At 72.3% G+C, this 22,218-nt stretch carries 19 protein-coding genes; 11 read left to right on the top strand and 8 right to left on the bottom strand.

Annotated features, from left to right (window positions below; translation table 11 throughout):
* Nucleotides 1-22: 22 nt before the first annotated feature.
* The 3 genes from CF165_RS30640 to CF165_RS30650 are packed head-to-tail and all read right to left on the bottom strand — an operon-like array spanning nt 23 to nt 6,089.
* Nucleotides 23-3,118, bottom strand: a complete 3,096-nt coding sequence (locus CF165_RS30640; protein WP_205661013.1) for a type 2 lanthipeptide synthetase LanM family protein — start codon at nt 3,116-3,118, stop codon at nt 23-25.
* 3 nt (nt 3,119-3,121) lie between these two features.
* Nucleotides 3,122-4,243: a hypothetical protein gene (locus CF165_RS30645; protein WP_093951077.1), complete on the bottom strand. Its 1,122-nt coding sequence runs from the start codon at nt 4,241-4,243 to the stop codon at nt 3,122-3,124.
* Complete coding sequence (locus CF165_RS30650) at nt 4,212-6,089, bottom strand: AfsR/SARP family transcriptional regulator (RefSeq protein WP_158226851.1); 1,878 nt, start codon at nt 6,087-6,089, stop codon at nt 4,212-4,214. The genes CF165_RS30645 and CF165_RS30650 overlap by 32 nt, the downstream gene beginning before the upstream one ends.
* A 181-nt stretch (nt 6,090-6,270) precedes the next feature.
* Here CF165_RS30650 and CF165_RS30655 point away from each other — a divergent pair, with 181 nt between their 5' ends.
* Nucleotides 6,271-7,923, top strand: coding sequence for a CotH kinase family protein (locus tag CF165_RS30655; RefSeq protein ID WP_093951079.1), 1,653 nt, complete (start codon nt 6,271-6,273; stop codon nt 7,921-7,923).
* On the opposite strand, the gene CF165_RS30660 is transcribed toward CF165_RS30655, so the two are convergent.
* On the bottom strand, nt 7,924-8,808 hold the full coding sequence (locus CF165_RS30660) for a DUF3616 domain-containing protein (protein ID WP_093951080.1): 885 nt from the start codon (nt 8,806-8,808) through the stop codon (nt 7,924-7,926).
* Nucleotides 8,809-8,938: 130 nt separating this feature from the next.
* Between CF165_RS30660 and CF165_RS30665 the strand changes: the two genes are divergently transcribed.
* Both CF165_RS30665 and CF165_RS30670 read left to right on the top strand, forming a co-directional pair.
* Complete coding sequence (locus CF165_RS30665) at nt 8,939-9,580, top strand: hypothetical protein (protein ID WP_093951081.1); 642 nt, start codon at nt 8,939-8,941, stop codon at nt 9,578-9,580.
* A 4-nt stretch (nt 9,581-9,584) separates the two neighbouring features.
* Nucleotides 9,585-10,496 (top strand): hypothetical protein, encoded by a 912-nt coding sequence (locus CF165_RS30670; RefSeq protein ID WP_240521873.1) that lies wholly within the window; start codon nt 9,585-9,587, stop codon nt 10,494-10,496.
* Nucleotides 10,497-10,510: 14 nt separating this feature from the next.
* On the opposite strand, the gene CF165_RS30675 is transcribed toward CF165_RS30670, so the two are convergent.
* Nucleotides 10,511-11,116 carry an RNA polymerase sigma factor gene (locus CF165_RS30675; protein WP_093951082.1) on the bottom strand — a complete coding sequence of 202 codons (606 nt, stop codon included), beginning with the start codon at nt 11,114-11,116 and terminating at the stop codon, nt 10,511-10,513.
* A gap of 135 nt (nt 11,117-11,251) precedes the next feature.
* Between CF165_RS30675 and CF165_RS30680 the strand changes: the two genes are divergently transcribed.
* The 5 genes from CF165_RS30680 to CF165_RS30700 all read left to right on the top strand — a co-directional run bounded on the left by CF165_RS30680 (nt 11,252) and on the right by CF165_RS30700 (nt 17,360).
* Nucleotides 11,252-14,026, top strand: a complete 2,775-nt coding sequence (locus CF165_RS30680; protein ID WP_093951083.1) for an AfsR/SARP family transcriptional regulator — start codon at nt 11,252-11,254, stop codon at nt 14,024-14,026.
* Between the two features lie 20 nt (nt 14,027-14,046).
* The gene (locus tag CF165_RS30685) at nt 14,047-14,325 is read left to right on the top strand and encodes a hypothetical protein (RefSeq protein WP_093951084.1); all 279 of its coding nucleotides are present in this window, start codon (nt 14,047-14,049) and stop codon (nt 14,323-14,325) included.
* 37 nt (nt 14,326-14,362) lie between these two features.
* Nucleotides 14,363-16,189 (top strand): RiPP maturation radical SAM C-methyltransferase, encoded by a 1,827-nt coding sequence (locus CF165_RS30690; protein WP_093951085.1) that lies wholly within the window; start codon nt 14,363-14,365, stop codon nt 16,187-16,189.
* A gap of 69 nt (nt 16,190-16,258) precedes the next feature.
* Complete coding sequence (locus CF165_RS30695) at nt 16,259-16,660, top strand: DUF6294 family protein (protein ID WP_093951086.1); 402 nt, start codon at nt 16,259-16,261, stop codon at nt 16,658-16,660.
* A gap of 91 nt (nt 16,661-16,751) precedes the next feature.
* Nucleotides 16,752-17,360: an NAD(P)-dependent oxidoreductase gene (locus tag CF165_RS30700; RefSeq protein WP_167441610.1), complete on the top strand. Its 609-nt coding sequence runs from the start codon at nt 16,752-16,754 to the stop codon at nt 17,358-17,360.
* Between the two features lie 37 nt (nt 17,361-17,397).
* Here CF165_RS30700 and CF165_RS30705 read toward each other — a convergent pair whose 3' ends face one another.
* Nucleotides 17,398-18,297 (bottom strand): LysR family transcriptional regulator, encoded by a 900-nt coding sequence (locus CF165_RS30705; protein WP_093951088.1) that lies wholly within the window; start codon nt 18,295-18,297, stop codon nt 17,398-17,400.
* Between the two features lie 27 nt (nt 18,298-18,324).
* Here CF165_RS30705 and CF165_RS30710 point away from each other — a divergent pair, with 27 nt between their 5' ends.
* The 3 genes from CF165_RS30710 (at nt 18,325) to CF165_RS30720 (ending at nt 20,150) form a co-directional block, all read left to right on the top strand.
* Complete coding sequence (locus tag CF165_RS30710; protein WP_093951089.1) at nt 18,325-19,107, top strand: inositol monophosphatase family protein; 783 nt, start codon at nt 18,325-18,327, stop codon at nt 19,105-19,107.
* Nucleotides 19,108-19,277: 170 nt separating this feature from the next.
* Nucleotides 19,278-19,619: a nuclear transport factor 2 family protein gene (locus CF165_RS30715; RefSeq protein WP_158226852.1), complete on the top strand. Its 342-nt coding sequence runs from the start codon at nt 19,278-19,280 to the stop codon at nt 19,617-19,619.
* Nucleotides 19,620-19,784: 165 nt separating this feature from the next.
* Nucleotides 19,785-20,150, top strand: a complete 366-nt coding sequence (locus CF165_RS30720; RefSeq protein ID WP_205661014.1) for a thioesterase II family protein — start codon at nt 19,785-19,787, stop codon at nt 20,148-20,150.
* 45 nt (nt 20,151-20,195) lie between these two features.
* Here CF165_RS30720 and CF165_RS30725 read toward each other — a convergent pair whose 3' ends face one another.
* Nucleotides 20,196-20,441 carry an ATP synthase subunit C-like protein gene (locus CF165_RS30725; RefSeq protein WP_093951166.1) on the bottom strand — a complete coding sequence of 82 codons (246 nt, stop codon included), beginning with the start codon at nt 20,439-20,441 and terminating at the stop codon, nt 20,196-20,198.
* A 332-nt stretch (nt 20,442-20,773) separates the two neighbouring features.
* Nucleotides 20,774-22,207, bottom strand: a complete 1,434-nt coding sequence (locus CF165_RS30730) for an alpha-L-fucosidase (protein ID WP_093951091.1) — start codon at nt 22,205-22,207, stop codon at nt 20,774-20,776.
* Nucleotides 22,208-22,218: the final 11 nt, after the last annotated feature.

The following is a 22,218-nucleotide window of genomic DNA, read 5'->3' on the forward strand; positions in this document are numbered from 1 at the left end:
GTTCGGGCCGGGGCGTTCCGGCTCAGGGTCTGGGCGGTTCGAGGGCGAGGACGGACGGGACGTGCGCCGGGTCGGCGGCGCGCAGCAGGCCGTAGCCGATGCCGGCCAGCCCGGCCATCAGGCCCGGTGTCTCCGCGCCCGTCGGGACGCCGCAGCGCCAGCCGTGCCGGTCGATGCTCCCGAGGACGGCGGCGCCGCGGTCGGCCGCTTCGTCGTGCCCGGCCGCCAGCAGGAGGTCGAGGCTGCCGAAGTCGCCGTGGCACAGGCTGTGGTTGGCGCCGAACCCGGTGGCGAGCGCCGCCGTCGTCGCGGCCGTGATCTCGGCGGAGCGCTCCGCGTCCGCGGGGCCGGGCAGCGCCAGCCGGCCGAGTCCGATGCCGACGGCACCGTGGCACCACGCGGTCATGCACGTCGCCGGGTCCTCGGCCCGCAGGTCCGGCCAGTTTCCGCGGTCCGGCCGGAACTGCGCCCGCTCGTAGCCGATCGCCCGGGCGGCGGCGTCGGCGAACCGCCGTCCCGCACCGAGTTCGGCGGCGGTCGCGAGGGCCCAGCCGACGCCGGCCGCGCCGTGGGCGAACCCGGTCAGCGGCCGGTCGGCCATCGGCGAGGGCCAGCCGAGCGTGCCGCCCGCCGGCAGCGCGGTGGCCAGCAGGTGGTCACCACAACGCACCACCGCGTCGACGAGACCGCTGTCCGGCCGGTGGCGGTGCAACGCGGCCAGTGCGCCGATGCAGCCGGCCGCGCCACCCAGCACGTCGAGCTGCGTGTCCGCGTCGACGAGCCCGGCCACCCCGGCGGCGAGCTCCAGCGCCTCGTCGAACAGCTCCGGCCGGTCCCAGAGGACCCCGAGGTGCGTGAGCAGGTAGAGCGGGCTGCCCAGCCCGGAGAACGCGCCGAGCTGTCCGGTGTGGACACTCCCCCGGCGGGTCAGCCGCCGCACGGCCGACAGCCCGCCTTCGGCCAGCGTCGTGTACCGGTCTTCGCCGGTGACGTGGCCGAGGTAGGCGAGGAACAGGACGATGCCGGAGACGCCGCCGTAGAGGTCGACGTCGAGGGCGGTCAGGTCCCAGTACTGCTCCTGGAACGCGGTGAGGCCGAGCCAGTACAGGTCGTCGCCGCGCCGGACGGCGAGCTTCTCCAGCCGGTTTCCGACGGTCCGCGCCGCGGCGAGGTAGTCGGCCGCACCGGCGATGCCGGGCACGAGCCGGCCGCCGTAGGTCGCGGGACCCGCGGTGCCGTCGCCCAGGGCGAGCGAGGTGAGCGAGCCGCGGACGATCCAGGTCTGCCAGTCGAGGTCCGCCGCCGAGAGCCGTTCGATGCGCTCGCGCGCCACCTCCATGCTCGGCCGCTCCAGGAAGCCGGGCACCCGCTCCCCCGCGCTGGTCCGGACGTCGACCGAGCCCGGGGTCGTGACGAAGATCGGCACGTCACCGCGCCAGAGGTCGGCGCGCTCGGCGGCGATCACCCGGCCGAGGTAGGGGAAGTCGTCGACCGACACCCACAGCTTGTCGAAGAACCGGTCGCGGTCGAGGCCGTCCCGGAGCAGGTCCGGGTGGAAGCTTTCCCGCAGCAGCAGGCTGTAGATGTGGGTGGGGCGCACGATGACCCGGATCTCGTCCGCCGCGAACCGCGCCAGCGGCCCGTCCGGGGCGAGCAGTTCCGCGCGGTTTTCCAGGATCCCGCGGTAGGTGTCGCGGAACCCGTCGATGAGCTCGTCGGCGTAGTCGAGCACGTTGACCTCGGCATCGAGCAGGGTCGGCCGGTTGTGCCCGCCGGAGGTGGCCATGCGCTTGCGGTCGGTGCGCATCCGGTCGGTGCCCGTCTCCGCCCAGTACTGCGACGCGCGCGGCGACAGCTGGTTCTCCTGGTAGCCGAGACCGGACAGGTCGAGACCGGGCGCGCCCGTGTGACCCCAGGACCGTTGCGGCAGCAGGCCGACCCGCAGCACGGAGTCGAGCGACGCCGTCGGGCCGCCGAGCGGGATCTCCGACTGGACGGCCATGTTGGGCTGGAACAACGACTCGAGGTCGACGACCACCGGGTGCTCCCCGGCCGCGATGAGGTTCTCGTAGTGCATGTCCGTGCCGCCGAGCCCGTACATCAGCGCCAGGTACGCGCCCAGCCTGCGGTAGAAGCGCGCCACCTCCTCCTCGGTGTGGCACGTCGTCCGCGCGCAGAACTCGGTCCAGCCGTACTCGCCGCGGTCCAGCACGGTGAGCGTGCGCAGCCCGAGGCCGGGCACCACGGTGCCGAGCCACTCGAGGAGCTGCTGGAAGTGGACGTCCACCGCCAGGGACTTCGGCTTGTACACCAGGCGGAAGCCGCCGGAGAAGACCGCGACCAGCACGGCCCGGCCGCCGCGGTGCCGGTCCCCCAGGTTGGCCTCCACAGTGGACAGCAGGCCGGGGTCGGCCGGGGCGAACAGCTTCCGGATGTCCGCCCAGTCCGCGGTGAGCCGGCGCAGGAACTCCACGTGCACCGCCGTCTGCCGTCGCACGTGCTCGGCCAGCAGCCTGCCGAGCAGGGGGTACTCGGCGAACAACGCCTCGACGGTGGCCGGCTCGCGCAGGCGCCGCACGAAGCTGACGTAACGCGCCTGCGGCGTGTCGCCCGCCGTTTCCCCGCGCAGCCGCGCCACGTTCAGTTCGAGGGCCAGCGTCCGTTCGACCATGGTGGGCAGTGTCGGCAGCAGGTGCGCGCGCAGCAGGTCCGCCGAGCCCGCGGGGTCGAGGGGACCGCCGGCGGCGGCCAGCTCGGCCGCGGCCGCCGTCACCTCGGCGCAGGCCTGCCGCACCAGGGGTTCGGCCAAGGCGAGGAACCCGTCCGCCGCGCCGTCGCCGGGCGACGGCGGCTCCGCGAACGCGGCCACGTCCGCCAGCCAGGCCGGCCGGTCCAGCCGGGTGTGCAACGCGGTGTCGTCCTCCCCGAGGACGGCGGCGAGATCGGCTTCGGTGATCCCGTCGGCCGCCAGCCGCCGGGCCAGCCAGTCGCCGGAGTCGAACGGCCGCTGCCGCCGCCACCGCGCCAGCCGCCGGGCCCCGCGTTCCGGATCCGCCGGAGCCCCGGCGGGCAGCCGCTCGGTCAGCGACAACCCGCGGTACCACTGTTCGGTCAGCACGGCTCAAGCTCCTGTTCCGTCGGGGAAATCGGTGAACCTGGCCTGCCGGGTGACCGGGTCGAAGGCCAGCCAGTCGTGCGTCAGCTCGAGGTAGGCCTTCGCCACCACCGGGCGGTCCGGCTCGAACACCACCTTGACGTGCGCGAGCTTGCGCAGCAGCACGCTGAGCACGTTCGGGCCGTGCCGGTCGGACGCGGCGCGCAGGCCGGCGGGCCAGCTCTCCTGGTCGATCCGCTCGTGGTCGAACCCGATGCAGGCCAGGAGGGGGTCGCGTTTGTGCCGGGCACACAGCCCGTCCTCGACCAGCCGGTCCAGGAACGGCCGCCAGCGGGCCGCGCTGTCGTGCAGGCTGCGGCGGGCTTCCAGGTTGTACTCGATCCCGAGCCGCGGCCGCACCGACGTCCCGACGTCCAGGGCCAGGGTGGACAGCGTGGTGAAGCCGTCGAGGCCGTCGCGGACGGCGCGCAGCTGCGCGGCCGAGCCGGTCCAGCCGATCCGCTCGAGGTAGGCGGGCACGCCGCTGGCGGGCAGGCCGGCGACGCAGACCCGGACCGGGTCCGCCGGCCTGCCGAACATCACGCCGAGCGAGAGCCAGCGCGCTTCGGGCGGCAGCTCGGTGACGCAGGTGGCGATCGTGGCGAGCACGGCGGGATCGACGTCGCCGGTGCCGAGGACGGCGAGCGCGGCACCCGCGGTCGCGGCCGGGTCGGCGGACCGCGCGGCGGCCGGGTCGAGGTCGGCGAAGAACGACGGCGGGGGCAGCGCGGCCCCGGCACGCGGGCGAGGCAGGTCGAACTCGAGCCACGTCTGCGCGAACGCGGCCAGCGGAGAGTCCGGCGCGGCCCAGAGGCGGGCGAAGGCACGCAGCCGCGTCCACGTGGCCGGGCCGGCCTCACCGTCCGCGTCCGCGAGCGCGGCGGCATCGGAGCGCAGGAAGCGGATCAGGAAGTCGGCGCGAGGCTCGTCGAGGCCGAGGTGGCACTCGACCATGCACGCGGCGGGCGGGAACGCGCCCGCCCACCGGCCGAGGCACTCCGCCGCCGTGGGCGAGAGCAGGACCGGCGCGATCCGGGGCAGGGTCACCCGCAGGTGGTCACGCAGGGACGGAACGGCTGTCGCGGTCATGGTTTCTCCGTGGGTGGGGGGACCCGGCGTCCGCACCCGGGGCTTCACCCTGGAGCAGGCGGGTCGGCGGATGGTGGGCAGCCGGTCGGAACGGCTCGTCGAGGCTCGCGGCGTAGATCCTGAGCAGTCCGGAAAGGACGTACCGGCCGGCCGCGGCGGGCGCCAGGAGGTGTTCGGCGGCGAGCAGCTCCAGGACGCGGCGGGCCGCGCAGACCCCGCCGCCGAGCACCGCGGCCACCGTTTCCGCGTCCAGGCTGGGCAACCGGGCGGCCAGCCGGAACACGCGGCTCGCTTCGGGCGGGAGCCGCCGGGCGGACCACGAGAACGCCGCGCGCACGCCGGCCCGCGGATCGCCGCCGGCTTCCAGCACCTCGAGCCGGTGGTCGTGGAGCTCGCCGGCGAGGACGGCGAGGTCCTCCCCGGGACGGCCGGCGACGTGCTCGGCGGCGACCCGCAACGCCAGCGGCAGCCGGCCGCAGTGCTCGACCAGGGCCGCGGCGGCCAGGGGCTCGGCGTCGGCCCGCTCGCCGATCAGCGTGCGCAGCAGGGTTTTCGCGTCTTCGGCGGGCAGCGGGCCGAGCCCGAGCCGGTGCGCGCCGTGGAGGGCGACCAGCCCGGGCAGCGTGTTCCGGCTCGTCACGACCACGGCACAGGACGGCGTGCCGGGCAGCAGCGGGCGGATCTGCTCGACCGTGGCCGCGTTGTCGAGGACGACCAGCAGCCGGCGGCCGGACACCGCGGTGCGGAACCGGGCGGCACGCTCGTCGACGTCGACGGCGTGGTCCGGCACCGCGACCCCGAGCCCGGCCAGGATTCCCGCCAGCACGGCCGCCGGCGCCGGCGGCGGGCCGGGGTCGTAGCCCCGCAGGTTCACGTACAGCTGCCCGTCCGGGAACCGGTCGCGGACGGTGTGCGCCCACCGCAGGGCGAGCGCGGTCTTGCCGACGCCCGGGGCGCCCAGCACGGCGAGGATCGGCACCGCCGAGCGGGACGCGGTGAGCAGGTGCGTCAGCTCGGCCAGCTCGGCGTCGCGCCCGGTGAACCCGGCGGCCACCGCGGGCAGCTGCGCGGGCACCGAAGGCACCTCGGCACGCGCGGTCGTCCTTGCCGCCGCCTCCGGCGTGCCGGCCAGCACGACGCGGTGCGCCTGCCGGAGCGTCGCGCTCGGCTCGACCCCGAGCTGCTCGACCAGCGAACGCCGGATCCGCCGGTACACCGCGAGGGCGTCGCTCTGCCGGTTGGCGCCGTGCAGCGCCAGCATCAGCTGTGCCCACAGGCGTTCCCGCAGCGGGTGCTGCCGGACCAGCGCCTGCAGTTCGGCCACGAGCTCGGGGTAGCGCCCGAGCCGCAGGTCGAGGTCGACGCGCTGTTCGAGCACCGAAAGCCGGCGTTCGTCCAGCCGGGCCGCCTCCGCCCGGCACGCTTCGGGGCCCAGCCCGTCCAGCGCGGGCCCGCGCCAGCACGACAGTGCCTCGCGCAGGGCCGCCGCCTGCACCCGCGGGTCGTCCGGGAGCCGCCCGGCGGTCTCGACCAGGTCGTCGAACCGATCCAAGTCCCGTTCGCCGGGCAGCACCTCCAGCAGGTAGCCGGGCGGGTGGGTGAGCAGCCGGTCCGTGCGCCCGACCCGCAGCGCCTTGCGCAGCCCGGCGATGCACCCCTTCAGCAGGCGCCGCGCCGAGTCCGGCGGACGCTCGCCCCACAGGTGGTCGATCAGCCGGTCGGCCGAGACGACCGAGTTGGCGTTCACCAGCAGGACCGCGAGCAGCGCCCGCTGCTGGGGCCCCCCGAGGTTCAACCGCTCGTCGCCGTCCCACACTTCCAGCGGGCCCAGCATGCCGAACTTCATGCCGGCGACGGTCGCAAGGTCCGTCGACAGTTCGTCGACAATCCGTCGACAGCACCGGCGGCACTTCGTCACCACCTTACCCGGCAATGGGTGATACACCAACGGAACCGGCTTCCGGTCGCGGGGTTTTCGACGCTTTTCCGTCGCCGAATCGGCGAAAAAACCGCCGTACAATGAGGCGATGAGCATCCAGGAGCAGCAGGCACTCGATTCCCTTTACGACGTCGACAATGTCCTGACGATCAATATCGTGATGCCGGCCGCGGACTGGGAGGCGGTGCGCACCGAGCAGCCGGCGGGCGGGGTGTGCAACTTCGACTGGGCCGGCGGCAGCCGTTACACCTGGCGGAAGGCGACGTCGGTGGAGCTGTCCGGGACGAAGTTCCCGGCGACCACGTCGTTCCCGGACGTCGGGATCAAGAAGAAGTCCTTCTGCGGCTCGATCAACAGCGGCAAGCCGTGCCTGCACATCGACTTCGGGAAGTTCCTCGACACGAACAAGGCGCCGATCCAGAAACTGATCGGGACGCGCTACCTGACGCTCAACAACTCGGTCCAGGATCTGTCCTACGTCCGCCAGCTGCTCGGCTACAAGCTGTTCGAGCTCGCCGGCCTGCCCCATTCCCGGGGCAATTTCGCCAAGGTGCTCGTGAACGGCACCCCGATCGGCGAAGGCGTGGCCGGCGTCGACAGCCCCGGCGTCTTCGTGAACGTCGAGCCGATCATGCCCCGCTACATCGAGCGCAACTTCGGCCACACGAAGGGGAACCTGTACGAGATCGAGCACAAGGACGATTTCGTCGACGGCCGGTTCGCGTTCATCGGGGTGGAGTCGCTGTCGGCGTTCGACGACAAGGCCGACCTGCGGTTCGCCATCGACCACATCGCCGCGCACGGGCTGGCCGGCGCGAGCGAGGTCTTCGACCTCGACCAGTTCATCCGGCTCTACGCGATGGAGTTCCTCCTCAAGCACTGGGACGGCTATTCCCGGAACACCAACAACACGTACGTGTACAACGACGTGGACGCCGTCGCGAAGCCCGGCGTGAACGACATCAAGTTCAAGATGATCCCGTGGGGGCTCGACCAGACCCTGCAGCCCGCCCGGCACTTCCGGATCGACACCGCCGGCCTGCTCGCCAAGCTCGTGCGCGACGACCCGGGCCACCGCGCGCAGCTGATCGACCGGATCCGCGGCTACCGGGACACCGTGTTCGGCCTCAAGACGCAGCAAGAGGTGCTGAAGCCGTTGCTCGACCGGATGGGCACGGTGCTGACCGGGCTCGGCGTGCCCGACGTGCCCACGCAGCTGACCACCGTGCGGAAGCAGCTCCGGCTCGCCACGTCCGCCGGCTACCTGTGCGGCGGCCTGCCGGGCCCCGACGGCGCCTACGTCCGCGACGACGTCGCCAACGAGTGCCTGCACGCCAGCGGCAGCGAGTCCCTGCCCGCGCCCGACGCCGGGAGCTTCGAGGTCGTCCACCGCCTCCGGCCGGCGAGCGTCGACGCCTCGGATCTGTGGTGCTTCGCCCCGCTCGGCACCGGGCAGTCGCTGAGCAGCAAGGCGTCCGGCCGGTTCCTGCACGCGACCACGACGACGTCGAGCCAAGGCCACGAACTGCTGTGCACGCGAGCGGCGGACGACGCCGAGCACGCCGAGGAATTCACGGTCGCGCCGCTCGACCCGCCGGACGACCCCTTCACCTACAGCGGCTACTTCACGTTGACGAGCGTCCGGACCGGCCTGGGCGCGGCCTTCGGGACGGATCCCACGCCGGGCGGAAAAGCACGGGTCCACCAGGACCCCAGCCCGTCGAAACTCTATTTCTCCTGATCAAAGGACCGCGTAGCCGCCGGCGTCGTCGACGACGAGGATCCGCTGCTCGCCGCCGGCCGAAAACGGCGTGACACCCTCCGGCTTCGCGGTCCGGTGGAAGGTGACATCGAGCAGTTCGACGCGGTCGCCGCCGCGGTTCCACGTGCCGAGCCGGAACGGCACGTCGCCGTCGCTGGTGGACCGTCCGAGCAGCAGCAGGAAGCCGCCGGTCCGCGCGCCGGCGGAAATGTCGCGGACACCCCGGACCACGGACGGCCCGGGAAGGCGCACGCGCACGACGGTGGGACGGCCCAGCGACGCGGTCGTCCACCGGGCGCCACCGGCGTCGACGGGGACCTCGACCAGCGTGACCCGGCCGGCCGCGGCCGGTCCTCGGAGGCCGAACAGCAGCGAGCCCGCGTCCGCGTCCCAGGCCAGGCCCTCGACGTTCAGCCCACCCTCGTCCGGCGACAGCAGGCCGGCCGCGGCGAGCGCGGGTTCGCCCGCGAGCAGCCAGTCGCGGAACCCGTCCATCGGTTCGGCGGGCAGGTCGCCGTCGGGACGGTAGCGGACGCGGACCAGGCCGTCGCTGATCCGGTGCCCGTTCTCGACGCACAACGAGGAGGAGACGATGAGGAAGATCTCCCCGTTCCGGTCGACCCGCGTGAGCCCTTCCGGATCCCGCAGCACGCCGGAGTCCACCCCGGTCAAGCGGCGCCGGTGAATCCGTTCGACCTCGCGAAGCTCGGCGTCGAACTTCATTTCGAACAAAGCGTCCGGCTCTCTGTTGTCGACGAAGACGAACCGCCGTTCCCCCACTCTCGCCACGCCCGAGGCGTTGAACGGGAATTTGCCGTTCCGTTCGGGAAACGGTGTCGGCTTGACCTTCTTCCGCCGCTCCACGTCGCCTCCCCTGCCGCGCCGGTGACGCGCTCGCCGACGGAGGAAGTGTAAGCCGGGTCTCGGCTTCGGAAGCCGGAAAAGATGTATCACCGCGCTCTCCGGCTGCTCCGCAGACCGAGGAGGCAAAACGATGAACCCGTTCCGTTCGATCCTGCCGGTGATGGCGCTGGCGGCCGGTCTGGCCGGCTGCTCGACCCCGACGGCTCCCGACACGCCCGGCGGCACCGGCGAAAACACCGCCACGGTGGAATCGACGTCGCCGTCGAGCCCGGGCACCGAGACGAGCGGGCCGGAAGCGCCGAGATCCGGCGACCGCGGCGTCGCGATCTCGATCCCCCAGCTGCCGGTCGGCGGCGGCGCCGAGGACGACACCGTCGAGAACCAGTGCGTGAACGTCAGCTGGCTGCGGCCGGGGAACCTGCCGGACAGCGGTGTGCGGGTCACCGGGATCCGGATCACGCCTTCGGATGCCTTCAGCAAGGGCGGCGGCTGTGGCGGGCAGCCCGCGTGCGCATCGTTCACCTTCCACGCGAAGGGCGACAGCTGTTCCGTCGCGGTGAAGGCTCTCGGCACCACTGGCAGTGCGGAGCTGGTCGTCGACGGCACGGCCACCTGCCCGTCCGGGCGGGAAGAGCCTTGCCGAGAGTTGCGGACGGGACCGAACGGGGACCCGATCCCGCTGACCCAGCCGGACGAGATCACCGGGCCCGGATCGTCGACGACCGAGACCCCGACCAGCTCGCCCGAATCCTCGCCGAGCCCGAGCGGGTGACCCCATGGCCGAGGAGAAGGTGGCCGGGGAGAGCACCGCGCCGGGCCGGGTCGAGCGCCTCGTCGAGTCGGGCAAGGCCATCATCCCGCCGCTGACCCTGCTCAGCGCGCTGCTGTTCTACTTCGGCTACGTCTCGGCGCGTTCGCAGTACGAGTACTTCGGCGTCGACGTCGACACGATCGGGCTGGGCACGCAGGACTACATCATGCGCAGCCCGCAGCCCCTGCTGACGCCGTTGCTGGTGTTCGCCGCGGCCGGTGCCGGCTCGGTCGCGGCGCACGCCGCCGTCCGGCGGCGGATCCACACCCCGGCCTCCGCGCGGACAGCCGTCCGGCTCCGCCGGCTCGGCCGCGGCGGACAGGTGGCCGGCGCCATCGGCCTGGCAGGCGGTCTCCTGCTGCTCCTCGGGTACACGTTCCTGCGCGACTGGCCCCTGTACGCGCTCGTGACCCCGCTGCTGATCGGCGCGGGCGCCACGCTGGTCCGTTCCGGCGCGGCGCTGGGCCGACTGCTGCAACCCCCGGCCTCGCCCCCGACGCCACTCCGCCGGACTTCGACGGCGCTGGTGTACCTCGTCGTCGCCGTCAGCGCGTTCTGGATGACCGCCACGGTGGCCCAGTGGTCGGGCCGCGGGCTCGCGATGTACGACGCGAGCCGCCTGGACGAGCGCCCCAGCGTCATCCTCGACACCAAGGAGAGCCTGTTCCTGCGCAGCCCCGGCATCGTGGAAACGAAACTGCCGGCTTCCGAAGGGCAGACGTTCCACTACCGGTACCGGCACCTGCGCCTGCTGATCCACGGCAAGGACCGGATGTTCCTGGTGGCCGACAAGTGGTCGCCGAGCAACTCGACGATCATCGTCCCCCTGGACGGCTCGGTGCGCGTCCAGTTCCAGTTCCAGAACCAGCAGCCGTGACTCGCCGAGGGGTATCAGGCGGTGGCCCGCGTGCTCTGAGGGACGTGCCCATCGAAATCCTGCCGGTCGGCGGCGAGCAGCGCGGCGATCGCCGGCGTGCTGCGGACCCTGGCCAGGCACCGGGCCCGCGACGGGCCGATCGAGCCGACCGGGATGCCCAGCGTCGCGCTGATTTCCCGGTAGGACTTCGGCGGGTCGCAGAACAGCAGGTCGAGCAGCTGCCGGTCCCGCCGGGACAGCTGGGCGCACGCCCGGCGCGCGGCGACCAGCCGTTCGGCCCCGATCACCGTGGTGTCGGGCGCGGGATCGGCCGATTCGGCGAACTCCGCGGCGTCGGCGTCGACGAGCCGGTTCCGGTGCCGCAGCAGCCGCAGGCACTCGTGCCGGGTGGTGGTGCGCAGCCACCCGGGCAGCGCCTCCGGTTCGCGGATGTGCGTCAGGTTCGTCACGAGCCGCAGCCACACCGCGCCGCTGACGTCCTGGGCGTCCGCGTCCCCGATCCGGTACTGCCGGCAGACCGAGTGGATCAGCGAAGAATAGCGCGCGACCAGGTCGCGCCAAGCCCATTCCGCACCCCGTGCGGCATTTTCCAGCAATGGCGCCGTCGACTTGTCCTGCATGGCCCCTCCTCGGACTCGCGTGTTCACGGGTTCACGATTTCGCCACGCCCTCTACGCCGACCTTGCAGAGACCTTGCGGTGCGGGGAGCATCGACCAAGCCGGTTCGGACAGGTCGAGCACGGGGAGTCCGCCGCATGGAAGTTCTGTTGTCCGGGGAGGTTCGGCTCCGCGTCGCGGGGCAGCCCCTGGACGTCGGAACTCCACGTCAGCAGGCGATTCTCGCGGCGTTGGCCGTCGACGCCGGGCGCCCGGTTTCGATCGAGACACTCGTCGACCGCGTTTGGGGTGACGATCCGCCCGGGGAAGCGCGCAATGTGGTGTATTCCCACCTGAGCCGAATACGGCGGCTACTCGGACGGGTCAACGAGCTGGACGGCACCACGGCCGGCGTCATCCGGAAAAGCGCGGGGTACGTGCTGGAAATCGACCCCGGTGTGATCGATCTGCACCGGTTCGCACAATTGGTCGAAGCGGGCAGCGATATCCGGGCCGCCGATGCCGATCGGGCCGCGGCGCTCGCCGAGGCCCTGCTCGCCTGGCAGGGTCCGCCGCTGGCCGGCGTCCACGGCGACTGGGCCGAACGGGTCCGCACGACCTGGCACCGGCGCCGGCTCGACGCGGCCGTGCGCTGGGGCGAACTGGAACTGCGGCTCGGCAGGCCCGGCGCGGTCGTTGCCGCGATGCCCGAGCTGGCCGCGGAGTACCCGCTCGCGGAGCCGCTCGAAGCGCTGCTCATGCGCGCACTGCACGCCGCCGGGCGCGACGCGGAGGCCGTCGACCGCTACGCCGCGGTCCGGCAGCGGCTGGCCGAGGCGCTCGGCACCGATCCGGGTCCCGAACTGCGCACGCTGCACGGCGCGCTCCTGCGGGGCGAGCTGCCGTCCGCGCCGGGGCCCGCACCGCCCGCTGCCCCGGCCCAGCTGCCGCCCGACACCCCGGGGTTCGCGGGCCGCGAGAACGCGCTGCACCGCCTCGACGAGATCCGGGCCGAGCCGTCGGCCGCCGCGCGGACCGTCGTCCTGTCGGGCACCGCCGGAGTCGGCAAGACCGCGCTCGCCGTCCACTGGGCACACTCGGTCGCCGCCGGGTTCCCCGGTGGCCAGCTGTACGTGAACCTGCGCGGCTTCGATCCGACCGGTTCGCCGGTGCCCCCTGGCGAGGCGGTCCGCGGGTTCCTCGAAGCCTTCGAAGTACCGGGTGACCGGATCCCCCGCGCGCTGGAAGCGCAGGTCGGCCTGTACCGGACGCTGCTGGCGAACCGGCACGTCCTCGTCGTGCTCGACAACGCCCGCGACCCCGAGCAGGTGCGTCCGCTGCTGCCCGGGGCACCGGGCAGCGTGGTGCTCGTGACCAGCCGCGACCAGCTCACCGGCCTGGTCACGGCCGGGGCGCACCCCATCACCGTCGACCTCCTGGACACGGCGGAGGCGCGCGCGGTGCTCGGCCGCCGGATCGGCGCGGACCGGATCGCGGCCGAACCCGCCGCGGCCGACGAGATCATCGGCCTGTGCGCGCACCTCCCGCTGGCGCTGGCCGTGGTGGCGGCCCGCGCGGCGATCCACCCCGGGTTCGGCCTGGCCGCGCTGGCCGGGCAGCTGCGGGACGCGCGCGGCCTGGACGAGTTCGCCGCCGCCGACCCGGCGACCGACCCCCGGGCCGTGTTCTCCTGGTCCTACCTGCGGCTGGACCAGGAAGACACAGCCCGGCTGTTCCGGCTCTTCGGCCTGCACCCCGGCCCGGACGTCGGCACCCGCGCGGCGGCGAGCCTGGCCGGCCTGCCCGCCGGACGCACGCGCGCGCTCCTGACCGAGCTCGCCCACGCGCACCTGATCGCCGAGCACGCCCCCGGCCGCTACACGCTGCACGACCTGCTGCGCGCCTACGCCGCCGAACTGGTCCACGAAGCGGAGTCCCCCGCCGAGCGGGTCGCCGCTGTCCACCGCATGCTCGGCCACTACGCCCACAGCGCCTACCACGCCGACGGGTTCATCGACCCCCGGCTCGAGGTGCCGCCCACGCTGACCCCGTTGCCCGCGGGGGCGGAACCGGAACGGATCGTCGACGCCCGGCAGGCCCTGGGCTGGTTCGAGGCCGAGCACCGGGTGCTGCTCCGGGCCGTCCACGCCGACGCCGAGTTCGACGCCCGGGTCTGGGAGCTCGCCTGGTCGATGCAGCGGTTCCTGGCGATGCGCGGGCACTGGCACGACGAGGGCGAAGTGCTCACCGCGGCACTGGACGCCGCACGGCGCCTCGGTGACCAGCGCAAGCAGGCGTTCGCGCACCTGCACCTCGGAGGTACGCACGCCCGGTTCGGCAGGCATGCCGAAGCCGCCGGCGATCTCCAAGCCGCCCTGACCCTGTACAGCGCCGGCGCCGATGTCGTCGGGCAGGCCCACGCCCACCGCCAGTTCGCCTGGCTGCTCGACAAACAGGGGGCCGTCGCGGACGCGCTCCGGCACTCCGAACAGGCACTGGAGCTGTTCCGCGCGGCCGGGCACCAGGCAGGCCAGGCAACGGCGCTCAACGCCGTCGGCTGGTTCCACACCCTGCTCGGCGAGCACACCGCGGCCATCGAGTACTGCCGGCAGGCTCTCGACCTGCAGACGCTGCTCGGCGACCAGATGGGCGCAACCCAGAGCTTGCACAGCATCGGCTACGCCCACAAGCAGCTCGGCGACCACTCCCGGGCGATCGCCTGCTACGAGAAGGCGCTGGAACTGGTGCACCGCACCGGAAACCTCGTGACGGAGGCGCGGGTGCTCATCGAACTCGCGAACCTCCACCAGGAGCTGGGCGATGTCGAGACCGCCCAGTCCGGGTGGCAGCGGGCCCACGACATCCTCGCGCACCTCGCCCACCCGGAAGCGGCGGAAATCCGGACGAGACTGGCGGAAGTACACAGTGGATAGTCACAGAACCGGAGGAGACCATGTCCGAAGACAAGCAGGCGGATTTCGCCAATTTCTGGCCGACGGTCACGGAACTGACCAAGAACCTCCCGAAAGAGCAGCAGGACTTCCTGTCCGCCATGCTCTGGCTCGCCTGGCTGGCGACCGCGGAAGAGGAGGCGATCAAGAGCGACTTCGAAGTGTCCTTCACGCCGGAGCAAGCGGCGTTGCTCGTGGACTACCACGCCGGCAGCACAGCGGTGCACATGGTGCCCCGGTTCATCAAGGCGGACTTCATCAAGCCCCATTTCATCAGGTAGCACCCGAAGCCGCCGAGAGCGGGGTTGGAGCCCGGCCATGACCTCGTCACCCGCCGTTCTCGTGTCCATGCCGTTCCTGGAGGCCGACCGGCCGTCGATCCAGCTCGGACTGCTCAAGGCGACCGCGGGACAGCACGGGTTTCCGGTGCGCACGCTGCACCTGAACCTCGACTTCGCCGTGCGGATCGGGGCGGACCGCTACCGGGCGCTGGCCGAGCACCGCGGACGGCAGCTCGGCGACTGGCTGTTCTCCGTCGCGGCGTTCCGGGACGCGGCACCGGACCCGGACGGGAAGCTGCTCGAGGAACTCGGCACCGAACTGTCCTACTTGGACGACTCGGCGCCGGCGCGGGAATGGCTGACGACCGTTCGCGAGCACGACGTTCCCGCGTTCCTCGACGCGGTCGCCGTCGAGTTGGCCGGCGCCCGGGTGGTCTGCTTCAGCTCGACGTTCCAGCAGAACACGGCGTCGTTCGCCCTCGCCCGCCGGCTCAAGGAGCGCGATCCCGGCGTGGTCACCGTGTTCGGCGGGGCCAACTTCGAGGGCGAGATGGGCCTGGAGCTGGTCCGGTCGATCGAGTGCGTCGACTTCGCCGTGCTCGGCGAAGGGGACGTCGCCTTCCCGCGCCTGCTGGACGCACTGGCGAACGAGAAGGACCCCGACGGGATCCCCGGCGTCGCCCGGCGGGTCGGCGACGAGGTCGTCGCGACGCCGTCCGAGCCGCCACACGAGCGGCTCGACGAGCTGCCCGTGCCGGACTACGACGAGTACTTCGCGCGGGCGGCGCGGCTGGGCCTGCCGACCGGCCACGTCGCGCTGCCGTTCGAGTCGGCGCGGGGGTGCTGGTGGGGCGCCAAGCACCACTGCACGTTCTGCGGGCTCAACGGGACCACCATGCGGTTCCGCGCGAAGTCGCCGTCCCGGGTGCTCGACGAGCTGGACCGGCAGGCACGGCGGTACCGCACCTTCCGGTTCGCCGCGGTCGACAACATCCTCGAGCCGGGCTACCTGAAGACGTTGGTGCCTGCGCTGGCCGAGGCCGGCCGGGAGTACCAGATCTTCTACGAGGTCAAGGCGAACCTGACCCGCACTCAGCTGAAGCTCTTGGCCCAGGCGGGCGTCACCCAGCTGCAGCCGGGCCTGGAGTCGCTCAGCTCCGAGGTGCTCCGGCTGATGGACAAGGGCGTCCGCGCCGCGCAGAACGTCAACTTCCTGCGCTGGGCGCGGTACTACGGGATCGCCGTCGCCTGGAACATCCTCTGGGGCTTCCCGGGCGAGCCCGCCGGGGAGTACGGCGCGCAGGCGGCCGTCGTCCCGCACCTGGTCCACCTCCAGCCGCCGTCCGGCGCGAACCGGCTGTGGCTGGAGCGGTTCAGCCCGCTGTTCACCCAGCCCGGCCGGTTCCCCTTGACGGCCCGGGAGCCCGAGCCCAGCTACCGGCACGTCTATCCGTCCACAGTGGATGTCCGGCGGATCGCCTACTTCTTCGGCTACGAGCCGGAGAACGAGCTGCCACCGGAGGTCTACGCCCCGCTGACCGACGCGGTTTCGGCGTGGTCCGCGGCCTGGGAGGCGGAGCCGCCGGTGCTGGTCTACCGCAGTGCCCCCGGGTTCCTCCAGATCTACGACGGCAGGCACCCCGAGACCCGCGGCACCCACACCTTCCACGACACCGTCGCCGCGATCTACCTGGCCTGTGTGGACCGCCCCCGCACCGCCGCGGCCGTGCACCGGGAACTCGGCCTCGCCGCGGGAGTTTCCGCGGTGGAAGGCGCTTTCCGGCGGTTCGGCGAACGCGGGCTCATGTTCCTCGACGGCAACCTCGCCCTCTCCCTCGCCCTGCCCACGACACCCGGCCGGTGACCGGTATCAAGCCGGGCGTCCGCGCCTCTGTCCGTCGGGAACACGGGGGCGAACGGAAAGGCGCGTGACATGGACCCTTCGGTCATCGTGCAGACGGCGAACGCCTCGGCGCAGCGGATCACCGGCTGGACACCTTGGGAGTTCACCTGGGGGACGATCAGGAAGGGCAACGCCACGATGCCGGCGGGCGCCAAGTGGACCCTGTTCCCGGACGGAACCGCCGCCTTCGACGCCACCGTGACCAGCCGGGAGGACCACGACGTCTGGGTGGTGCGGCAGGTCGACCTGCACGACGCCACCGGGGCGATCCTCGGCTCGCTCACCACCGAGCACCCCGTCGACGGGGACTGGCGCAAGTTCGTGCGGACCATGCCGAGCAGCTCGGAGGACTACCGGTTCCGCGCCTGGGCGACCTTCGACGTCGCCCTGTGGGAGCACATCGCGTACCTGAAGATGTATTCGAGCTGCTGAACGCACGTGGCCAGCGGATTGCGTGTCGGTAAATCATCTGTTTACGACATTGTCTTTGATGTCAAGACGCGGACTCCCTAACGTGGCGGACATGGATCTCACCGTTCTCGCGGCGTCCGGCCGGACCGGCCTCGCGCTCACCCGGCAGGCCCTCCGCCGGGGTCACACCGTCACCGCGATCGCCCGCGATCCCGGACGCGTCGCCCTGGCCGCCTCCGCCGGCCTGCGCATCGTGGCGGCCGATGTGGACGATCCGGCGAGCATCGCCGCCGTCATCGGCCCGGACTCGGTCGTTCTCTCCGCGCTCGGCACGGACCGGGCCGGAGTCCTGCTGGCCGGCGCCAAGGCGGTGGTCGCCGCCGGACCGCGGCGGATCATCTGGCTCGGCGCTTACGGCACCGGAAGGTCCGCCGGCGCGGCGGGACCCGCCGCCGGCGTGCTCGCGAAGTTGCTGGGCGACCGGCTCGGCGACAAGGTCGAGGCCGACGGCACCATCCTCGCGGCCGGGGGCACGGTCTTCCACGCGGGCCTGCTCGCGGACGGGCCGGAAAGCCCCGGGCGGCGCACGGTCGGGCTGGCCGCCGGCCCCGTCCTGGACCTCGCCACGGCGATCAGCCGGGACACCGTCGCCGCGGCGATGCTCGACGAGGCCGAAGCACCTCGCTTCCCCGGCGCCGTGGCCCTGCCGCTGGCCGGCTAGCGATCCCCGCGCGGGGACGGGCCACCGGAAAACCGTGTCAGGCGGCGGTGACCTCCTCGACCGCGGCCCGCACCTGGTCGCGAAGCCAGGCGTGGGCGAGGTCGGAGTCGTAGCGCTGGTGCCACGTGCAGCAGATCGGCGCCGCCGGCGCCTCGACCGGCAGCGGCCGGGTGACCAGCCCGAACGCTTCGATGAGCGGCCCTCCGAGCAGCCCGGTGCAGGTGACCAGCACGTCACCGCGGCGGGCCAGCTGCAGAGCCGTGGCAACCGTCGCCACCGCGGCGATCACCTGCCGGCGCAGGCCTTCGGCGGCCAGCACGTCGTCGATCGGCGCGGTGAGCTTGCCGCGCCGGGAGACGACCACGTGCGGCTGCGCCGCGTACGAACGCAGGTCGAGGTGGCCGGCACACGGGTGCCCCTGGCGCATCGCCACGACCAGCCGGTCGTGGCCGAGGATCTCGGAGCGGAACTCGGGCAGGTGCGGCCGCCCGCCGCCGAGTTCCAGGTCGACGCGGCCCTGACGCAGGTCGTCGGTGTCGGCGGAGTGCTCGGCCAGCACCCGCAGCCGCACGCCGGGGGCCTGCTCCCGGAGCTTCCCGACGAGCACCGGGACCACCGAAGCGGCGAACGCGTCGTGGCACTGGATCGTGAAGGTGCGGTCCAGCTCGCCGAGGACCAGGTCCCGGGCAGGCAAGAGCACGTCCCGCGCCTGCGCGACCAGCCGGTGGACGTCCTCGCGGATCGCCACCGCGTACGGCGTCGGCACCATCGCGTGGCCGGTGCGGACCAGGATGTCGTCGCCGGTCACGGCACGCAGCCGCCCGAGAGTGCGGCTGACCGCCGGCGAGGACAGGTGCAGCCGCTCGGCCGCGCCCCGGACGCTGCCCTCCTCGAGCAGGGCGTCCAGCACCGTGAGCAGGTTCAAGTCGAGTTGCACGAAGGCAAGACAACCACAGGAGGATCCATGGACAGGGAACTGCTCGCCGCCACCGCCGCCGCCGTGCGTCACGCCGGCGCCCAGATGCTGCGGCGCTACTCCCCCGAGTCCCGGCCGGCCGGGCTGACCGAGTTGCTGACGAGCATGCACGGCAACGACACGACCGTCGCCGACTCGCTGCGACCGGCGTTGGCCGGGATCCGGCCCGAAGCGGGCTGGCTCAACGACGAACACGGGTCGGGTCCCCTGCCCGACGGCGAGTGGTGGCTGATCGATCCCATGGGCGGCAACGTCAACGCCGTCCACGGCATGCCGGACTGGAACATCGGCGTGAGTCTCGTCCGCGACGGGCGCCCGGTGCTGGCCGTGGTCTGCTTCCCGGTGCCGGACGAGACGTTCACCGCCCTCGAAGGCGGCGGGGCGTTCCTCAACGGCGTCCCCGTGCACGTCTCCGGCAAGACGTCGCTGGACGGCGCACTGGCCGGCACCGGCCAGGGCCGGCCCGGTCAGGACGCCGCGCTGCTGGACCGCATGGGCGCCTCCTTCGCCGCGATGTCGAAGGCCGCCCTCCACGTGCGGATCTCCGTGCCGGTGACCCAGCAGCTCGCCCAGGTCGCCGCGGGCCGGCTGGACCTGCACTGGCAGTTCGACAACGTGCGTTCCCAGGTGGCGGGCGTGCTGCTGGTCCAGGAAGCCGGTGGCGTGGTCACCGACCTCGACGGCAGTCCCTGGACACCGTCCTGCCGCGGTTACCTCGCCGCCGCGCCGGGGGTGCACGCCGCCGCCCTGGCCGTTCTCACCGCGGGATAGCCCGCGGATAGCGCGGCGCAAGCCGGCCCGGCCAGACTGGGCGTACCCGCCGGTCCCGGCGGCGGTCCCGGCCCGGGACGACTCAGTGGAGGGACGCCGGAATGGCGCCTGCTGGAGCAGGGAAACACGCTCGGCCGAGCGCCGCCGCCGGTGCGCTCGGAATCGACCACGTGCGGCTCAGCTACCACTATCTCGATATCGGGGACCTCGACGGATACGGTTCCCTCTTCACCGCCGACGCCGTTTTGCACTTTCCGGAAATGGCGCCGATACGCGGACGCTGCGCCATTGAAGCGTTCCGCGCGGCCCAGTCGCCGAGGGAGCACACCCTGCAGAGCGTGACGGTGACGCACGGTGAGGTGGTGATCATCGGCGTCATTGCCGCCATTGGGCCGAACGGTGGCAGTACAAATACCGCCTTCGTCGACAGCTTCACGCTTTCGGACTATGGGCTTATCACGGCCCAGAAGACAGACTTCGGTTCCGGGGAAAATTCACGAGCAGTCGGGTGAGGACGGGCAGCTTGTTCTGCCTGCCTCGCGCCGGCCACGGAATCGGCATTGAGGGAACAGCGTGAGTTTGACCAGCGGGCCGCCGGGCGATCAGCCCGTCTACCGGATCCTCGGTCCCCTGGAGATCCGGGACCTCGCCGGCGGTGAGGGCTCACCCCGCGGGACATGTTCCCCGCCCAGCAGGACACCGACGAACAGCTCGTGGCGTGGATGCGCACCAACGGCCTGCTGCCCGGGTACGTCCTCGACGACCCGGAACTGAGCGAGATGGCCCTGGAGCTCATGCGGGCCGACATCCGGGTCCGTGACACCTTCGGCTACACCGAAGGCGCGACGGTCGACGTCCCCCTGGAAGTCCTCACCGGTGCCGGCGACGAGGTGATCGTGCCGGACGCGGCCGAGCAGTGGCGCTCGCTCGCCCGCGGCGGCTACCGGCACGTCGAACTCCCCGGCGGGCACTTCTACACCCCGGAGATCTGGCGGACGCTGCCGACGCGGATTCCGGCCCTCACCCCGGTCCCGGCCGGCTGATTTCGTCGCCGCACGCGCCCGGCCGGGCGCGTGCGGCGACGGCGTTCACTTCGTGTAGGCGATGAAGAAGACGACGATGCCGATCAGCGCGAGCACCTCGGTCAGCACGAAGGTCGAGTAACCCATCGTCTGCAGTTTTCCTCGCGCTTCCGGCTGACGCGCGGTACCATTGATGACGGCGGCGAAGATGAGGCCGACGCCGATTCCCGGACCGATGGCGGCCAGTCCGTAACCGATGGCCGCGAGGCCGGGGTTGATGTTGGCGGTTTCGGCCAGAACGATGTCGCGCATGAGCATTCCCCTCACATCGGTCCACGCGCATCCGCACGCTCGCGCTCGCGTGGAGCAGCGGCAAAACAGGACGAAGGCGTCGTCAATCGACGGCTTCCGTTGAGGTGGACGGTCTCGCCGGACAGGAAATCGACGGGTCGAGATTCACGGAGACATTCAAAGAGACATTCACGAGGACCGATCGGTTCGGTCACAGCAAGGATATCACCGAATCAGCGCGCGCGCCGGTGCCCGCGCGCGGAACCACCCCGCATAGCGGGAAAAAGAAACAGGCCTGTTTCGGCTACGCCACTATTCCACCATTTCGCTGTCGGCGAAATCCGGCGGGACTCTCAGGAGCGTCCGCAGTCGATCTGGCTCGCCACCGCCTGACCGCCCACCGCGGCCGTCGCCGTGAAGCGGACGTACCGCGCCGGTCGAGGGCTGAACTTCGCGTGCTTCATCGTCTTGTCGGCCGGCCACCCGCCACGGGCCGCCGGGGCGAAACGGACGCCGTCGGTGCTCGTCTCGACCCGGAAGCCGGTCACGTTGCCGGTCGTGACGTACTCGCCGTTCACCTCGTCCTGGCGGGGCAGGTAGGTGAGCATGTCGATGCCGTGCCGGACGGCTCCCAGGTCCAGGGTCACCGACTGCGGCAACGCCGCCGCCGGCTGCCACAGCGTCTGCTGCGCGCCGCCGTTGTAGTCGCTGTAGCCGTCGATCGCCTTCGCCGCGTCGCCGCTCGTGGCCGTCGCCGCCACCGGCGCCACGGGGTGGGTCAAGCGCGGCGGCTGCGGCGGCAGCGGCGGGCGGGCCGGGTTCGGCCGCCACAGCGCGCCTGCCTCGCGCAGGCGCGCCACGATGTTGTCGTCGAGCAGGCCGCGCGGCCCGGGCGGGCAGTTCAGGATGAACGTCGACCAGCGCGGTTCCAGCTGCGCCAGGTGCCGGTGCACGATGTCGTCCGCGGTCATCAGGGACGTCGTGGGGGTGCTCGGGTGCCAGAACCAGCCGTTGGCGGCGATCGTCTGCCCCTGGCAGGCGGCGTACGTGTTGTCGGGCGCCGTCCACACGCCCTTCGGCTCCTCGTAGAACACGACGTCGGTGCCCCACGGTTCGGTGATCCCGGTCAGGCAGACCACCGCGCACCGCGGCTGCAGCGACCGGATGTGGTCGCGGATCTCGCCGTAGGGCACCTCCCGCAGCCCCATCTGCCACGACCAGCCGTCGATCACCAGCGCCGGGATGTCCCCGTAGCGGGTCAGCAACTCGGTCAGCTGCCCCTTGACGAAGTCCAGGTCGGCCCGGCTGACGGAGCCGGCCGCTACCCCCTGCGTCCGGTCCCAGATGGAGAAGTACAACGCGGGCACCAGGCCACGGGAGCGGAAGGCGGCGACGTACTCGGCGACGACGTCACGACGGTATGAGCTGTTCGCCACCGTGTAGCCGGTCAGCTTCGACGGCCACAGGCAGAAGCCGTCGTGGTGCTTGGTGGTCAGGACGCCGAAGGTCATCCCGGCCGCTTTGGCCGCGTCCGCCCACTGACCGCAGTCCAGCGCGGTCGGCGCGAACGACTTCGGGTCCTGGTTCGGGTCCACCCACTCCGCGTCGTGGAAGGTCCCCATGTTGAAGTGCAGGAACATCCCGAACCGCAGGTTCACGAAGAACGACAGCGGATCGTCCGCGGCGGCCGCGCCGGCGACGGGAGCGCCGGCAAGGGCGGGCAGTCCCAGGAGCATCGAAGTGGCGGCCGTCGCCTTCAGCAGGTCACGGCGGGAGAGTTCGGGCACGGCGGGAATCC

Source organism: Amycolatopsis vastitatis, from assembly GCF_002234595.1.
GTDB classification, from domain to species: Bacteria; Actinomycetota; Actinomycetes; order Mycobacteriales; family Pseudonocardiaceae; genus Amycolatopsis; species Amycolatopsis vastitatis.

Excerpts from the sequence above, each read along its gene's own strand:
- CF165_RS30725 (WP_093951166.1), bottom strand. The coding sequence starts at position 20,441 with ATGCGCGACATCGTTCTGGCCGAAACCGCCAACATCAACCCCGGCCTC.
- CF165_RS30710 (WP_093951089.1), top strand. The coding sequence starts at position 18,325 with ATGGACAGGGAACTGCTCGCCGCCACCGCCGCCGCCGTGCGTCACGCC.
- CF165_RS30645 (WP_093951077.1), bottom strand. The coding sequence starts at position 4,243 with ATGACCGCGACAGCCGTTCCGTCCCTGCGTGACCACCTGCGGGTGACC.
- CF165_RS30665 (WP_093951081.1), top strand. The coding sequence starts at position 8,939 with ATGAACCCGTTCCGTTCGATCCTGCCGGTGATGGCGCTGGCGGCCGGT.
- CF165_RS30670 (WP_240521873.1), top strand. The coding sequence starts at position 9,585 with ATGGCCGAGGAGAAGGTGGCCGGGGAGAGCACCGCGCCGGGCCGGGTC.
- CF165_RS30685 (WP_093951084.1), top strand. The coding sequence starts at position 14,047 with ATGTCCGAAGACAAGCAGGCGGATTTCGCCAATTTCTGGCCGACGGTC.
- CF165_RS30675 (WP_093951082.1), bottom strand. The coding sequence starts at position 11,116 with ATGCAGGACAAGTCGACGGCGCCATTGCTGGAAAATGCCGCACGGGGT.
- CF165_RS30680 (WP_093951083.1), top strand. The coding sequence starts at position 11,252 with ATGGAAGTTCTGTTGTCCGGGGAGGTTCGGCTCCGCGTCGCGGGGCAG.
- CF165_RS30720 (WP_205661014.1), top strand. The coding sequence starts at position 19,785 with ATGTTCCCCGCCCAGCAGGACACCGACGAACAGCTCGTGGCGTGGATG.
- CF165_RS30650 (WP_158226851.1), bottom strand. The coding sequence starts at position 6,089 with ATGAAGTTCGGCATGCTGGGCCCGCTGGAAGTGTGGGACGGCGACGAG.
- CF165_RS30690 (WP_093951085.1), top strand. The coding sequence starts at position 14,363 with ATGACCTCGTCACCCGCCGTTCTCGTGTCCATGCCGTTCCTGGAGGCC.
- CF165_RS30700 (WP_167441610.1), top strand. The coding sequence starts at position 16,752 with ATGGATCTCACCGTTCTCGCGGCGTCCGGCCGGACCGGCCTCGCGCTC.
- CF165_RS30655 (WP_093951079.1), top strand. The coding sequence starts at position 6,271 with ATGAGCATCCAGGAGCAGCAGGCACTCGATTCCCTTTACGACGTCGAC.
- CF165_RS30695 (WP_093951086.1), top strand. The coding sequence starts at position 16,259 with ATGGACCCTTCGGTCATCGTGCAGACGGCGAACGCCTCGGCGCAGCGG.